This window comes from Rathayibacter sp. AC451, assembly GCF_979253095.1.
Genome location: NZ_CEEDBD010000001.1, coordinates 3,653,868 through 3,668,924 on the forward strand (window position 1 = coordinate 3,653,868; position 15,057 = coordinate 3,668,924).

Genomic DNA, 15,057 nt, shown 5'->3' on the forward strand with positions numbered 1-15,057 from the left:
CGGCGTGAGCGGGAACGCGGGCGTGAGCGGGAACGCGAGCGGGGGGCGAGTCCGAGGTGGGCCGGATCCCCGACGCGTCACCGACCGAAGAGGGGACTCCGGTCCCGGACGCGGCTCAGACCGTCGAGGAGGCTCCGACCGGCAGCACTCCGACCGACACCCCCGCCGAAGACACCCCTGCGTTGTCCACCCCGTGCCCCGTCTGCGGTGAGCCGGTCACGACCGGCGACGCGTTCTGCGAGGCGTGCGGAGCGACGCTGATCGTGACGGCCGCTCCGACCGCGCCGCCGACCGCCGTCGAGGCGACCCGCGCGTGCGTGTACTGCGGGGGAGCCGTCGCCGCCGACGGCTACTGCGAGCAGTGCGGACAGCGCGCGCCGACCGAGCGCGAGCACTGGGCCGAGGCGCCGCATCCGCTCGTCGGAGGCGTCTGCGACCGCGGGATCCGGCACCCGGCCAACGAGGACGCCCTGGCGATCGGAGCGGTCGCGGCCGAGGACGGCGCGCTGAGCACGGCGCTCCTCGTCGTCTGCGACGGCGTCTCGTCGACCCCCGACTCCGACACCGCCTCGCTCGCCGCGGCCCGCGCCGCCCTGAGCGCCCTGCAGGCCGAGGTCGGCGGCGGCGCCCGCGGGGCCGAGCGCTGGGGCGCCCTGCTGCAGATGGCGACGGCGCGCGCCTCCGGAGCGATCGACGCCGCCGTGCCCGAGAAGCGCGACAATCCGCCGTCCTGCACCTTCACGGCCGCGATCCTCGAGGGATCGCTGCTGGTCACCGGCAATGTCGGCGACAGCCGCTGCTACTGGATCCCGGACGCCGGGAAACCGCGGCAGCTCACCGTGGACGACTCGTGGGCGCAGGAGCAGATCGCGTCGGGGATGAGCCGCGCCGAGGCCGAGACGTCGAAGGACGCGCACGCCATCACCCGCTGGCTCGGCGCCGACGCGCACGACGAGGAGCCGCGGCTCTCGACGACGGTGCTCGAGGAGGCGGGCTGGGTGCTCGCCTGCTCGGACGGGCTGTGGAACTACGCCTCGTTCGCCGAGGACCTCGCCGCCGTGCTGCACGAGGCGCAGCAGCGGGTCGGCAGCGACCCGGTGACGCTGGCCGAGGCGCTCGTCGCGTGGGCCAACGAGCAGGGCGGGCACGACAACATCACGGCGGCTCTGGCGCGCTTCGAGGTGCCGGGGGAGTAGCGGGTCCGTCCAGCGGCGCGGAACCGCGGTGGACGAATCCGTCACTCCGACGGCCCGAGTGCTCTCTACGCTCGACCCCATGAGCCTCGCCGAGTCCCGCACCGCGCTGTCCATCGTCGGCCACTGGATCGACGGGGCGCCGTCGGCGTCCTCGTCCGGTCGGACCGCCCCCGTCTACGACCCGGCGCTCGGAGTCGTGGCCCGCGAGGTGGCGCTCGCCGACGCCGCCGAGATCGATGCGGCCGTCGCCTCCGCCAAGGCTGCCTTCCCCGCCTGGCGCGACACGTCGCTCGCCAAGCGTCAGCAGATCCTCTTCCGCTTCCGCGAGCTGCTGGAGTCGAAGAAGGGCGAGCTGGCCGAGATCATCACGTCCGAGCACGGCAAGGTCGTGTCCGACGCGATGGGCGAGATCACCCGCGGCCAGGAGGTCGTCGAATTCGCCACGACCCTGGCTCACCACTTGAAGGGCGAGTACTCGGAGCAGGTGTCGACCGGCGTCGACGTGTACTCGACCAAGCAGCCGCTGGGCGTCGTCGGCATCATATCGCCGTTCAACTTCCCGGCGATGGTGCCGATGTGGTTCTTCCCGATCGCGATCGCGGCGGGCAACACGGTCGTCGTGAAGCCGTCCGAGAAGGACCCGTCGGCGGCGATCTGGCTCGGCGCCCTCTGGAAGGAGGCCGGTCTGCCCGACGGTGTCTACACCGTGCTCAACGGCGACAAGGTCGCGGTCGACGGACTGCTGGAGCACCCGGACGTGCGCTCGATCTCGTTCGTGGGATCCACTCCGATCGCGCAGTACGTGTACGAGACCGGCACCAAGCACGGCAAGCGCGTTCAAGCGCTCGGCGGAGCGAAGAACCACATGCTGGTGCTTCCGGACGCCGATCTGGATCTGGTGGCCGACTCCGCGATCAACGCGGGCTTCGGCTCGGCGGGGGAGCGGTGCATGGCGATCTCGGTCGTGGTCGCGGTCGAACCGGTGGCGGACGAGCTGATCGGCAAGATCCAGGAGCGGGCGTCGCAGCTCCGCATCGGCGACGGGCGCCGCGGCTGCGACATGGGGCCCCTCGTGACGGAGCAGCACCGCGACAAGGTCGCCTCCTACATCGCGATCGCGGAGGAGGACGGTGCCGAGGTGGTCGTGGACGGCCGCGGCATCGAGGTCGACGGCGACGCGAACGGGTTCTGGCTCGGCCCGACCCTGCTCGACAGGGTGCCGACCACGTCGCGCGCGTACACCGAGGAGATCTTCGGTCCGGTGCTGTCGATCGTGCGCGTGCAGTCGTACGAGGAGGGTGTGGCGCTGATCAACGCCGGAGCCTTCGGCAACGGCACGGCGATCTTCACGAACGACGGAGGAGCGGCCCGCCGCTTCCAGAACGAGGTCGAGGTCGGGATGATCGGCATCAACGTGCCGATCCCGGTGCCGGTGGCGACGTTCTCGTTCGGCGGCTGGAAGTCGTCGCTGTTCGGCGACACCAAGGCCCACGGTGCGGAGGGCGTGCGTTTCTTCACGCAGCAGAAGGCGATCACGTCGCGCTGGCTGGACCCCTCGCACGGCGGCATCAACCTCGGCTTCCCGCAGCATTCCTGAGCCTCTCTCCTCGCTGCGCTCGTCGATCGGCCGCGGTCGGCAGGGCGGGCGGTTGCGTTGCAGAGAGCGTCTCGCGTCCGCGCACGACGATCCGCTGGAACGCGGATCGCCGCGGTGTTCTCAAGCTCTCTCCTCCTGCGTCGTCGATCGCCCGCGGTCGGCCGGGCAGTGGGCAGCGTTCCGCAGAGCGTCCTGCGTCCGCGCACGGCGATCCGCTGACACGCGGATCGCCGGTTGCGCTCGGTCGCCCCTTGCTGGTCGAGTGGCCGCGCTGCGGCGTATCGAGACCGAGGTCGCCAGGGACGCGAGTCCTTAGCGCAGCACGGAGAGGGCGAGCCAGAGCTCGCTGCGCGCGCTGACGTCGTCGAGGTCGACGCCGAGCGCGCGCTCGACGGCGGTGATGCGATTGCGCAGGGTGTGCCGGTGGACGCCGAGCTCGCGGGCGGCCGGCTCCCACGCGCCGTTGCGGCGGAGCCACACGCGGGCGGTCTCGAGGAGCACCGCGCCCTCCGGGGTCAGCAGCGGGGCGAGCAGGCGGCGGGCGAGCGGCTCCGCCCCGGACGCGGTCAGCAGTCCGAGCATGCCCTGCGCCGCGACGTCCTCGAAGCGCAGCAGCGGCCGCTGGGGCGAGGAGCGGTCGGCCGCACGGCGCGCCTCGACCAGCGCCCCCTCGAGAGACGCCCAGTCGGTCGGAGCCGACGACCCGGCGGCGGCTCCGTGCCGCGCGAGCACGTCGCTGATGACGGCGAGATCGTCGGCCCCCGTGACGAGCACGAGCGCCCCCTCGCGCTCGGCGAAGAACAGGCGCGCGCCGTTCTCCTCGGCGACCACCTCGAGCTCGTCGAGCAGCGAGTCGCCGTGCACCGGCTCCGCGAGCACGCTCACGCGGAGCGGCTCGGCGGGCAGCGTGCCCCACAGCTGCCGGGCGGTGCGCGCGGCGACCTCGAACGCTCCGGAGGCGAGCAGCTCGAGGAGCCCGGAGCGCAGCTGGCGGCGCGAGGTGTCGAGCGCCCGCCGCTGCTCCAGGGCGATGCTCGCCAGCGCGATCACGCTGGCGACCAGGTCGTTCCCCGCCGGATCGAGCGGAGTGCCGGTGCCCACCGCGAGCACGCCCCGCAGGTGGTCGCGCCGCCCCAGCGTCTGCAGGGTCACGCCGCCGCCGTCGTCCAGGCGCAGCCCCGCCCGGCTGCCGCGCGAGAGCGTGTGCCGCACGGCGTCCGCGACCGAGCGCTCCGCCTCTCGGGGCACGTCGAGCCGGGTCGGCACCTGCACGCGCTGGCCCACCGCGTCGTAGAGGGCGACCCAGCAGCCGAGCTGCCGCTCGAGCTCCGAGAGGATCGCGGCCAGCCCGTCGGGGCGCAGAGCCGCCCGGGCGACGCGGCGCTGCGCCTCGAGCGACCACTCGAGGCGCTCGCGCTGCTCGCGCGAGATGACGTCGGCGACGAAGCGGATGATGCCCATGAACGGCGTGAGCTCGGCGACCTCGAGCAGGGGCAGGCCCTGCCGCTCGCAGGCCGCGACGAGCGCCGCCGGCACGTCGTCGTGCACGATGCCGGTCGCGAAGCCGAGCGCTCGGATACCGCGGCCGCGCAGCCGGGCGACGTACTCCTCCGAGAAGTCGGCCGTGTGCTCGCCTGCGAAGTGCACGCCGTCGGTCAGCAGCAGCTGCCCCGATTCGAGCCAGGGAGTGGGATCGACCAGATCGGAGGAGTGCGCCCAGACGAGCGGGGCGTCCAGTGCCGCCTCGTCGTGCACGCCCGCGAGGACGTGGAGGGCGAACGCCGGCTCGGCGAGCAGGTCGCGGACGGTCGCGGGCACGGCAGCCTCCGAGGGTGGCCGGCGGGGAGGCCGGGGTCGACGATCCGTCCATCGTAGGGGTCTCCGATAGACGGATCCGCTACGGCGGTGCGGGCGGTCGAGGGCCAGGATGGAGGGACGCCGCCTCCGGAAGGACACCATGAGCACCGAGACCGCTCCGACCGCCACCGCCCGCAGCAACGCCGCGGTCACCGCCGCCGACCGCTCGCGCGTGTTCCACTCCTGGTCCGCCCAGGGCGCCCTCAACCCGCTGCCGATCGCCGGCGGCCTGGGAGCCGAGGTCTGGGACGTCGACGGGAACCGCTACCTCGACTTCTCGAGCCAGCTCGTGAACGTCAACATCGGCTACCAGCACCCGAAGGTCGTCGCCGCCATCCAGGAGCAGGCCGCGGTGCTCACGACCGTCGGTCCCGCCTTCGCGAACGAGACGCGGGCCGAGGCGGCGCGCCTGATCACCGATCGCGCGCCCGAGGGCTTCGAGAAGGTCTTCTTCACCAACGGCGGAGCGGATGCGAACGAGAACGCGATCCGCATGGCCCGCCTGTTCACGGGCCGCGACAAGGTCGTCTCGCTGTACCGCTCGTACCACGGCAACACCGGAGCGGCGATCGTGTCGACCGGCGACTGGCGCCGCATCCCGAACGAGTACGCGCGCGGTCACGTGCACGCCTTCGGCCCGTACCTCTACCGCAGCGAGTTCTGGGCCGAGACCCCCGAGCAGGAGTGCGAGCGCGCGCTGCACCACCTCGAGCGCGTCGTGCAGGCCGAGGGCCCTGAGTCGATCGCGGCGTTCCTGCTCGAGACGATCCCCGGCACCGCCGGCGTGCTGACCCCGCCCCCCGGGTACCTCGCGGGTGTGCGCGCGATCGCCGACCGCTACGGCATCCAGCTCATCCTCGACGAGGTCATGGCCGGCTTCGGACGCACGGGGAGTGGTTCGCCTTCGACGCGTTCGACGTGCGGCCCGATCTGATCACCTTCGCCAAGGGCGTCAACTCGGGCTACGTGCCGATCGGAGGAGTGATCATCTCGGATCCGATCGCCCACCACTTCGACGAGCGCGTCTTCCCGGGCGGACTCACCTACTCCGGCCACCCGCTCGCCGCCGCCAGCGTCGTCGCGACGCTCGAGGCCATGGAGGAGGAGGGCATCGTCGAGAACGCGAAGACCATCGGCTCGGAGCACCTCGCGCCCGGGCTCGCCGCGCTGGAGGCGAAGCACGAGGTGATCGGCGAGGTGCGCGGCTCCGGCGTCTTCTGGGCCCTCGAGCTCGTCGAGGACCGCGGCACCCGCGCGCCGCTCGCGGCCGCCTCGGTCGGCCGGCTCAAGAGCGATCTGCTGTCGCGGGGGCTCCTGCCGTTCACCGCCGACAACCGGATCCACGTGGTGCCGCCCGCCGTCGTCACTCCGGCCGAGGTCTCCCGCGGCCTCTCGATCCTCGACGACGCCCTGACCGCCTTCAGCGGCTGACGCGGGTCTCGACACGCCCCTGCGGTGCTACTCGACCGGCAAGGGCGTAGGCCAGCCGCGTTCCGTGAGGGAGTGCCCGCCTCCTGCTGATCGAGTAGGCCGCGCAGCGGCCGTATCGAGATCCACCGACTCCTGGCGGTGGTGGGTCTCGATACGCCCCTGCGGTGCTACTCGACCAGCAAGGTGATGCGTGGCGTCCGCTGCGGGGCTGCTCGGTCCGCGCGGAGTGCCCGCCTTCTGCTGCTCGAGTAGGCCGCGCAGCGGCCGTATCGAGATCCGCCGACTCCTGGCGGTGGTGGGTCTCGATACGCCCCTGCCGGACTGCTCGACCAGCAACCCACCGGACCACCCGCACTCCACGAGGCGTATCCGGGGATCCGCGTGTCAGCGGATCCCCGTCGCCGAACGCAGGACGCTCTGCGAAACGCAACTGTCCGCGGTAGCCGACTGCGGCACGCCGCCGCGCGGCGTGCTATCCGATGGAGTGCAGAATGAATGCGGTGACGAAGCCGAGCACGGCATACAGCCCCGTCAGCACGTTGTCGCGGTCGAACGCCTCCGGGATCATCGTGTTCGAGATCATCGCGAGGATCGCGCCGGCCGCGACCGTGGTGACGAAGGCCACGACGGCCCCCGGCGCGGTGGCGAACACGAGGAAGCCCACGAGCGCGGCGGCGGCCGACGCCGCGGCGATGCCGCCCCAGACGGTGAAGACGTAGCGGGCGGAGCGGCCGTCGGCCTTCATGCCCGCGGTCGACGAGAGGCCCTCCGGCAGGTTCGAGATCGCCACGGCGGCGACGATCGGCACGCTGATGGCGGCGGCGGACCCGCCCTGCGCGACCGAGAGCCCGAGGACGATCGACTCGGGCACGCCGTCGATCAGCGCCCCGGCCGCGATCGCCGCCCCGCCGCCTCCGCCCGATCCGGAGGAGGACTTGCGGTTCCCGGCGCCCGCTCGCGAGAGCAGCGCATCCGCCCCGACGAAGACGATCGCGCCGGCGAGAGTGCCGAGGACGGTCGGCAGGAGCCCGCCGTCGTCGGCGGCCTCGGCGACCAGCTCGTAGGCGAGGGCCGAGATGAGCACGCCGGCGCCGAAGGCCGACACGGCGGCCGTCAGCTTCGGCGGGACGCGGAAGAACCAGGCGAGCGCGGCGCCGATCAGGAGCGTCGCTCCTCCGATCGCGCCGCTGAGGAGGGCGAGGGACCAACTGGGCACGGCTCAGCCTCTCAGGACGACCGGTCCGAGGGCCCGGGGTTGACGACGGGGTCGGGTTCGCGAGGCGGATGCACCGCGGTGACCAGCACGACCGACACGATCATCAGCAGGAACCACGACACGAGCTTCGACACCGAGACGACCTGCCAGCCGTCGACCTGGTCCGGGTAGAGCCAGGCGCCCGAGTAGGTGGCGATGTTCTCGGCGAACCAGATGAACAGGGCGACCAGCGCGAATCCGAGGAGCACCGGCATCCGGTGCACGCCGCGGTGGACGCGGTAGACCATGACGCTGCGCCCCCAGAGCAGGACGACGGCCGCGAGGAGAAGCCACCGCGCGTCCGGCAGGAAGTGGTGGCTGAAGAAGTTCACGTAGATCAGCAGCGCGACGACCGCCGTCAGCCACCACCGCGGCCAGCGGACGAAGCGCACGTCGAAGAGGCGGTGGATCCGCACCATGTACGAGCCGACGGACGCGTAGAGGAACCCGCTGAACAGCGGCACCGCGCCGATCCGCAGCACCCCGTCGGCCTCGTAGCTCCACGAGCCCACGTCGGTCTTGAACAGCTCCATGCCGGTGCCCACGAGGTGGAACAGCACGATCACCCACAGCTCGCGCCCCGTCTCGAGGCGGGTGGCGACGAGGACGATCTGCAGCACCACGGCGACGATCGTCAGCAGGTCGTTGCGGGCGAGTGCGGCGTCGTCCGGGTACCAGAGGCGGGCGGCGAGGAGGACCGCGAGAAGCACGGCGCCGAAGACGCACGCCCACGCCTGCTTCGCGCCGAAGACGAGGAACTCGATCAGTGAGGCGCGCGGTCCGGTGGCGGGGCCGCGGGCGAGGATCCGGTTCGCGGCGTCGTCGATCCGCTGCTCGATCGGTGTGAAGGCCCGTCGTCGCTCGCTCATGCGCCCCGCTCCCTGTCGGAGCGCTCGATGCTACCGGTCGCGCGCTCCCGCTCTCAGCACTGCCGCGAGACGAACCCGTCCTCGCCCGGCACCAGCAGGTCGCGGTCGCGCTGCAGCACCCCGATGCGGTCGCCGCGCGCCGCGCACGCCCGCTCGAACACGGAGTCCGGGGCGTCCGTGTACTCCACCTCGTAGACCCGGTCGCCGTAGGCGCCGGTGTACGCGTCGCACTCGTCGAAGGCCTCGCACTCCTCGGTGATGGCGAAGTCGAACCCGAGGCCGCGCAGCTCCGGCGCGCGCTCGGCCGCGTTCTTCTGCCCGAGAGCGAGCCCGTTCCGGTGCGCCTCCTCGATCAGGCCGGCGGCGAAGGCGGCGGTGTCGGAGTCGCTCAGCAGCCCCTGCGAGCGCGTCGCGGAGTCGAGGTTGTCGGCCTCGACCGCGTCGAAGCCGCTGTCGGCGCAGCCCGCGATCCACGGCCCGACGACCGCCATCAGCGCTTCCCGCTTCGCCGGCGTCGACACGTCCAGCAGCACCTCGTCGGGCCAGTCCGGGTCGGCGACGGGCGCGCCGGAGGAGTCCCGCAGCAGCAGGTCGGCGCGCTCGCCCGTCCAGTCCTCGCGCTCGCCGGGCTGCGTCTGGAACGCGTTGACGTAGCAGACGGAGTAGAGACCGGGCTCTGACGCGTCCTCGCGGTCGCGCACGACGAGCTCCACACCCTCGGCCGGCGGGTATCCGCCGCCCAGCTGGTAGTCGAAGCGGGCGCCGTCGGGAGGGAGGGCGATCCCTCCGGGCGTCGTCGAGGAGCAGCCGGAGAGCAGCAGGAGCGCGCTCACCAGGACTGCGAGGGCCCTCGGCGGCGTCCGCGAGGCGGGAGCCGCCTGTGAGCGCGGCAGCCGGGGCCGCACGCGGGGCGACGCGCGAAATAGACTGCGGGAATGGCGGAGTTCAGCGCGAGTGTTTTCCAGAACGAGTACCTCTCGGACGGCGCCACGGATGTGCACGCGATCGTGACGGTCACCGCGTCCGGCACCGGCTCGGCCGGCAGCGACGGAGCGGCCGCCGAGATCATCATCGTCGACTGCTCCGGATCGATGACCGGCGAGAACATGGCCGCCGCCAAGCGCGCGGCCCAGGTCGCGGTCGACCAGATTCTCGACGGCACCTTCTTCGCGGTCGTCGCGGGCTCCGAGCGCGCCGACCGCGCGTTCCCCTACCCCAACGCCTCCGTCTCGATGGTGCGGATGGAGCCGGGCGCCCGCGCCGCGGCCCGCGAGGCCATCGGCTACCTCCAGGCCGACGGCGGCACCGCGATGGGCAGCTGGCTGACCCTGGCCCGTCAGCTCTTCGCGACGGTCCCGGAGGCGACGCAGCGCCACGCGATCCTCCTCACCGACGGCAAGAACGAGCACGAGTCGCGGATGCAGCTCGACGCCGCCATCCGCGCCGCCCAGGGGATGTTCCAGTGCGACGTGCGCGGAGTCGGCTCCCGCTGGGTCGTCGAGGAGGCACGTACGATCGCGAGCGCGCTCCTGGGCACCGTGGGCCTCATCGCGAACCCGGCCGACATGGCCGCCGACTTCGAGCAGATCGTGCAGGCGTCGATGGGCCGCGGAGTCGCCGACGGCGAGCTGCGCGTGTGGACGCCGCAGGGCGCCCAGCTGCTGTTCGTCCGCCAGGTCGCGCCGAACCTCGAGGACCTCAGCTCGCGCCGCACTCCGGTGAACCCGCTGACCGGCTCGTACCCGACGGGCGCCTGGGGAGACGAGTCCCGGGAGTACCACGTGGCGGTCCGCGTCGCGTCCAAGCCCGTCGGAGCGGAGCAGCTCGCCGCGCGCGTGCAGCTGAGCGTCCGCGACGAGGTGGTCGCCTCGGCGCTCGTGAAGGCCCGCTGGACGGACGACTCGGCGCTCACCGCGCGCATCGACCCGGCGGTCGCGCACTACACCGGGCAGACCGAGCTCGCATCGGCGATCCAGGACGGACTGGCCGCGAAGGCCGTCGGCGACGACGCGACGGCCACGGTCAAGCTCGGCCGCGCCGTGCAGCTGGCCGCCGTCACCGGCAACGACGAGGCCACCGCGAAGCTGCGCAAGGTGGTCGAGATCGACAACCCGAACGAGGGCACCGTGCGGCTCAAGCGCGGAGTGACCCGCCTCGACGAGATGGCGCTCGACACGGCGTCCACCAAGACCACGCGGGTGCGCAAGTGAGCTACCGGTGCCCCGAGGGGCACACCTCCGCGTCCGGCGACTACTGCGACGTCTGCGGCGCGCCGATCCAGGCCGCGCCCTCGGCCGCTCCCGGGCCCAGCGCCGCCGCGCCGACGACCGCGATCCCGACCGGGCCCGCCGTCTGCCCGAACTGCTCGTACCCCAACGAGGCGGGCGCGCTCTTCTGCGAGAACTGCGGCTACGACTTCACCACCGGTTCGCTGCCCGAGGCCGACCCGTTCACCGAGTCCGGCGCCGTGCGCGCGCCCGGCGAGGTCGGCGGCTCCGCGACTGCGGCCGGCGACCCCGGTGCCCACCTCGGCGAGGCTCCGGCGCCCCGCGCGGCGGAGGAGGCTCCGACGGAGTTCGTCCCGGAGCAGGAGGCCGGCTTCGACGTGCCGGTCGCCACGGCCCCGCCGACCGAGGTGATCCCGGAGGCCGCTCCGGCCCCCTCGCTCTCACCGGAGACCTCGGAGGACGAGCCGTGGATCGCCGAGCTCTGGATCGACCCGGAGTGGTACGCCGAGCAGCGCGCGGACGACCCGATGCCCTCCGCCGGGCCGCCGACCGTCGTGGTGCTGCGCGAGCGCACGCTGCTGGTCGGGCGTCCCTCCGTCTCGCGCGGGATCTCGCCGCAGATCGACTGCGGCACCGACTCCGGGGTCTCGCGCCGCCACTGCCAGCTGAGCACCGACGGCTACCGCTGGTGGGTGGAGGACCTGCAGTCGGCGAACGGCACGTATCTCGCCGCAGCGGGCGCCGCGCTGCCGCAGACTCCGATCGCCCCGGGCCAGCGCCGCGAGATCGAGGAGGGCGACCGCCTCTACGTCGGCGCCTGGACCCGCCTCGTGCTGCGGAAGGCGCTGCCGGGCGAGGCCTGAGCGGAGTCTCTCCGGGTGACGGGGGGTCTCGAGACGCGACTGCAGACCTCCGCTGATCGAATAGCCCGCGGAGCGGGCGTGTCGAGATCCCCGTTTCCAGAGGGTGACGGCGCTCGAGACGCCGTTGCGCGGCTGCTCGACCAGCGGGAGGTCTCAGCGGCCGGCGAGCACGCCGAGCATCCAGGACAGCGCGGCGACCGCGCCGACGCCGACCACGCTCGAGCCGATGATGACGCTGCGGCGGATCCTCGCGGTCCGGCCCCCGTCCACCGACTGCGCAGGAGCGGTCGGCGTCAGTCCGCCGCGCAGCCGGTGCGCGACCTCGTCGGCCGTGGGGCGGCCCGCCGGGTCCCGCTGCGTCATCTCGGCCAGCAGCGTCCGCCACTCGGCGGGGAGCGTCTCGGGGATCGCGGGGCTGCGGTGCAGGCGGGCGATCGCCGCCTCGAGGACGGTGCCCGAGTACTCCCGGTGACCGGTGAGCGCCTCGAGGAGGACCAGGCCGAGCGAGAAGACGTCGCTCGCTCCGCTGATCGGCTCGCCCGCGACCTGCTCGGGGCTGACGAAGCTGGCCGTGCCGATGACGATGCCGTCGCTGGTGAGGCGCGAGCCGTCCATGAAGTGGGCGACACCGAAGTCGGTGAGCTTGGCGGTGTGCTCGTAGCCGCTCGAACCGACGTCGCTGACGAGGATGTTGGCGGGCTTCACGTCGCGGTGCACCACGCCGCGCTCGTGGAGGTAGGCGAGCGCCTCGGCGAGCTGGGTGCCGATCGCCGAGACCTCGTCGATCGCCATCGGCCCCGACTCGAGCCGGGCCTCCATCGTGGGGTCGGCGACGAGCTCCATGACGACGTAGCGGCGGACCTCCCCGCCGAAGTTGTGCAGGCCGGCGTCGAAGAGGTTGACGATGCCCGGGTGCGCGAACGAGCTGAGCATCCGCACCTCGCGCTCCTGGCGGGCGACGTCCTCGGGGTTCGAGGCCTCCGCGCGGAACACCTTCACGGCGACGTCGCGCTGCACGGTCTCGTCCCGTGCGCGGTACACCGAGCCCATCCCGCCCGAGCCGATCCGCTCGATGAGGTAGTAGCGCCCTGCCACCCGCTGCTGGGCGGCATTGGCGGCGATGGTGCTCATGAGGAGCCCGCCTTCCGAGGGAACGGCACGTTCTGAGCGCTCCAGAACGGCGCCTGGGAAGACGGTACCGCGAGCACCCTTTCGCGGGGGAGGCCCGGATCGGGGATTGACAGCACGTCGCCTCTGAGCACGGCCTGGACGTGAGGGATCCGGGCCCGGCCGCTGGGTGAGGACTTCGGTCGGGAGCGCGCTCAGCGGCCTTCGCGGGCCGCACCCCGCCGCGATGCCGCCGAGGCGACGACGCCTAAGAGAGGTACGCCGTCGACACCGTCGGGCCGTGGGCGGCGACGGGCGCTCCCGCGCCGAGCGGGAGGTCCGCGGTGAGCAGCATCCCGTGCCCGAACGACGACGGGGACGGGAGGAACGACGCCCCGTGCGGCCCGTGCACCAGCGCGATCGTGCCCACCCACGACCCCCGGGCGGGCACCTGGACCGCTCCGAGGTCGTACGAGACGACGTCGCGGTCGAGGGCCTGTCCGAGTCGGCCCTCGACGCCCGCGATCCGGTAGGGGGCGGCGAGCGCGGGCTCGGGGAAGCGGACGTGGTTCACCACGAGGCGGAGGCGGATGCGGCTCCGGGTCGGATTGACGACCACGAGGAGGTGGGCCCTGTCGTCGACGAAGTAGCCCAGGAGCTCCTGCGGCGCGGCGGCGGGGGCCGGGGCGGCCAGGGCTGCGAGAGGAGCGCTCCAGCGGAGCGCTGTCGCGATCGAGCGGCGGGGAACGGTGCGGGTCATGGTGCTCCTCGGGTCCGGCGGGCGCCGGAGTCGGGAGATCCAGGGCGACCCGGAGGCGAGGATACGTCACCCCCGGGTCGGCGGCCGGTGCTGGCGCGACCCGTCGTCGCGCCCGCCGGGTCAGCCGCGGCCGAGCATCCCCTCGAAGGACCCCTCGAGCGCCCACGGGTCGCGCACCGTGCGCGAGACGCGGGCCGCCTCGGCCGCGAGTTCGCGACCGGCCCGCTCGATGCGGCCGGGGAGGGCTCGACCGTCCTCGCTCGCTCCGCCCCAGTCGTCGGTCGCCGCGAAGACAGTGGTCGACAGGGGGAGGCGTGCAGGTAGCTGAACAGCGGGCGCATGGCGTAGTCGACCGCGAGGGAGTGGCGGGGCGATCCTCCCGTCGCGGCGAGCAGCACGGGCAGTCCGCGCAGCGCCTCCGTGTCGAGCACGTCGACGAACGACTTGAAGAGTCCGCTGTAGCTGGTCGTGAAGATCGGAGTGACGGCGATCAGGCCGTCGGCGCCCGACACCGCGTCGAGCGCGGTCTGCAGGGCCGGACTCGCGAATCCGGTGAGCAGGTTGTTCGTCACGTCGTGCGCGAGGTCCCGCAGCTCGACGACGCTCCGCTCGACGGCGAAGCCCTGCTGGCTCAGCTCGCGCTCGGTCGCGTCGGCGAGGCGGTCGGCGAGCAGCCGCGTGGAGGACGGCTGGCCGAGGCCGGCCGAGAGGACGGTGATCCTGCGGGTGTCCATGGTGGTTCTCCTTGTCCCGGCGTTCAGGCGCCGACGGCGACGGGCTGCGCGTCGCGGGCGGCGACGCGCGAGGCGTGGGTGGGCGCCTCGGGGACGTGGGCGGGGCGGCGGGAGTCGAACTCGTGCCGCAGCACGGGCAGGATCTCGCCGAGCAGGTCGAGCTGCTCGAGGACGGTGGCCAGCGGCAGGCCCGCGTGGTCCATCAGGAAGAGCTGGCGCTGGTAGTCGCCGACGTAGTCGCGGAAGCCGAGTGTGCGGTCGATGACCTCCTGCGGAGAGCCGACGGTGAGCGGCGTCTGCTCCGTGAAGTCCTCGAGCGAGGGCCCGTGCCCGTAGACCGGCGCGTTGTCGAAGTAGGGCCGGAACTGCTTCACCGCGTCCTGGGAGTTGCGGGCCATGAAGATCTGACCGCCCAGGCCGACGATCGCCTGGTCGGCGGAGCCGTGACCGTAGTGCTCGAAGCGCTGGCGGTAGAGCTGCACCATCTTCTGCGTATGCGAGGCGGGCCAGAAGATGTGGTTCGAGAAGAAGCCGTCGCCGTAGTAGGCGGCCTGCTCGGCGATCTGCGGCGAGCGGATGGAGCCGTGCCAGACGAACGGAGCGACTCCGTCGAGCGGGCGGGGCGTCGATTGGAAGCCCTGCAGCGGCGTGCGGAACTGCCCCTGCCAGTCGACGAAGTCCTCGCGCCAGAGGCGGTGGAGGAGGTCGTAGTTCTCGATCGTGAGCTCGATGCCCTGGCGGATGTCCTTGCCGAACCAGGGGTAGACCGGGCCGGTGTTGCCGCGGCCGAGCATGAGGTCGACGCGTCCGCCCGAGAGGTGCTGCAGCATCGCGAAGTCCTCGGCGATCTTCACCGGGTCGTTCGTGGTGATGAGCGTGGTCGCGGTCGAGAGCAGCAGGCGCTCGGTCTGCGCGGCGATGAACGCGAGCGTGGTGGTGGGCGAGGAGGACCAGAACGGCGGGTTGTGGTGCTCGCCGAGCGCGTAGACGTCGAGCCCGACCTCCTCCGCCTTCTTGGCGATCGTGACCGCGGCCGCGATCTTCTCGGACTCGGTCGGCGTCGCTCCCGTGGTGGGGTCGGTCGTGATGTCGCTGACCGAGAAGATTCCGAACTGCATGAGGTGCGCCCCTTCCGTCGCCGGCGCCGGTGCGGCGCCAGA

General features: G+C 72.7%; 11 protein-coding genes and 2 pseudogenes. 5 read left to right on the plus strand and 8 right to left on the minus strand.

Features of this window, described 5'->3' with window-relative positions; all coding sequences use genetic code 11:
• The first annotated feature begins 56 nt into the window (after positions 1-56).
• Positions 57-1,196, plus strand: a complete 1,140-nt coding sequence (locus AC0CID_RS17505; protein WP_465227818.1) for a PP2C family serine/threonine-protein phosphatase — start codon at positions 57-59, stop codon at positions 1,194-1,196.
• A gap of 79 nt (positions 1,197-1,275) precedes the next feature.
• Positions 1,276-2,793: a CoA-acylating methylmalonate-semialdehyde dehydrogenase gene (locus tag AC0CID_RS17510; RefSeq protein ID WP_278250048.1), complete on the plus strand. Its 1,518-nt coding sequence runs from the start codon at positions 1,276-1,278 to the stop codon at positions 2,791-2,793.
• A 312-nt stretch (positions 2,794-3,105) separates the two neighbouring features.
• Here AC0CID_RS17510 and AC0CID_RS17515 read toward each other — a convergent pair whose 3' ends face one another.
• A complete protein-coding gene (locus AC0CID_RS17515) occupies positions 3,106-4,611 on the minus strand; it encodes a PucR family transcriptional regulator (protein WP_465227819.1) in 1,506 nt (501 codons plus the stop codon).
• 139 nt (positions 4,612-4,750) lie between these two features.
• Here AC0CID_RS17515 and AC0CID_RS17520 point away from each other — a divergent pair.
• A pseudogene (locus tag AC0CID_RS17520) lies at positions 4,751-6,081 on the plus strand (aminotransferase class III-fold pyridoxal phosphate-dependent enzyme).
• A 472-nt stretch (positions 6,082-6,553) separates the two neighbouring features.
• On the opposite strand, the gene AC0CID_RS17525 reads toward AC0CID_RS17520, so the two are convergent.
• From AC0CID_RS17525 to AC0CID_RS17535, 3 genes are read right to left on the minus strand one after another with little or no spacing between them, the layout of a single operon-like run.
• The gene (locus tag AC0CID_RS17525) at positions 6,554-7,297 is read right to left on the minus strand and encodes a ZIP family metal transporter (protein WP_465227820.1); all 744 of its coding nucleotides are present in this window, start codon (positions 7,295-7,297) and stop codon (positions 6,554-6,556) included.
• 11 nt (positions 7,298-7,308) lie between these two features.
• Positions 7,309-8,205 carry a DUF817 domain-containing protein gene (locus AC0CID_RS17530; protein WP_465227821.1) on the minus strand — a complete coding sequence of 299 codons (897 nt, stop codon included), beginning with the start codon at positions 8,203-8,205 and terminating at the stop codon, positions 7,309-7,311.
• A gap of 53 nt (positions 8,206-8,258) precedes the next feature.
• Positions 8,259-9,038, minus strand: a complete 780-nt coding sequence (locus tag AC0CID_RS17535; RefSeq protein ID WP_465227822.1) for an endo alpha-1,4 polygalactosaminidase — start codon at positions 9,036-9,038, stop codon at positions 8,259-8,261.
• Positions 9,039-9,140: 102 nt separating this feature from the next.
• Here AC0CID_RS17535 and AC0CID_RS17540 point away from each other — a divergent pair, with 102 nt between their 5' ends.
• Positions 9,141-10,415: a VWA domain-containing protein gene (locus AC0CID_RS17540; protein WP_207405095.1), complete on the plus strand. Its 1,275-nt coding sequence runs from the start codon at positions 9,141-9,143 to the stop codon at positions 10,413-10,415.
• Positions 10,412-11,296, plus strand: a complete 885-nt coding sequence (locus AC0CID_RS17545) for an FHA domain-containing protein (protein WP_465227823.1) — start codon at positions 10,412-10,414, stop codon at positions 11,294-11,296. The genes AC0CID_RS17540 and AC0CID_RS17545 overlap by 4 nt, the downstream gene beginning before the upstream one ends.
• Before the next feature lie 153 nt (positions 11,297-11,449).
• Here the strand turns inward: AC0CID_RS17545 and AC0CID_RS17550 are convergent, their stop codons facing one another.
• The 4 genes and pseudogenes from AC0CID_RS17550 to AC0CID_RS17565 form a co-directional block, all read right to left on the minus strand.
• Complete coding sequence (locus tag AC0CID_RS17550; RefSeq protein WP_465227824.1) at positions 11,450-12,427, minus strand: serine/threonine-protein kinase; 978 nt, start codon at positions 12,425-12,427, stop codon at positions 11,450-11,452.
• A 244-nt stretch (positions 12,428-12,671) separates the two neighbouring features.
• Positions 12,672-13,163 (minus strand): hypothetical protein, encoded by a 492-nt coding sequence (locus AC0CID_RS17555; RefSeq protein ID WP_465227825.1) that lies wholly within the window; start codon positions 13,161-13,163, stop codon positions 12,672-12,674.
• Between the two features lie 120 nt (positions 13,164-13,283).
• Positions 13,284-13,897: pseudogene (locus tag AC0CID_RS17560) on the minus strand (FMN reductase).
• 23 nt (positions 13,898-13,920) lie between these two features.
• Entirely contained in the window at positions 13,921-15,015 is a 1,095-nt protein-coding gene (locus tag AC0CID_RS17565) for an LLM class flavin-dependent oxidoreductase (RefSeq protein ID WP_465227826.1), read from the minus strand.
• Positions 15,016-15,057 lie beyond the last annotated feature (42 nt).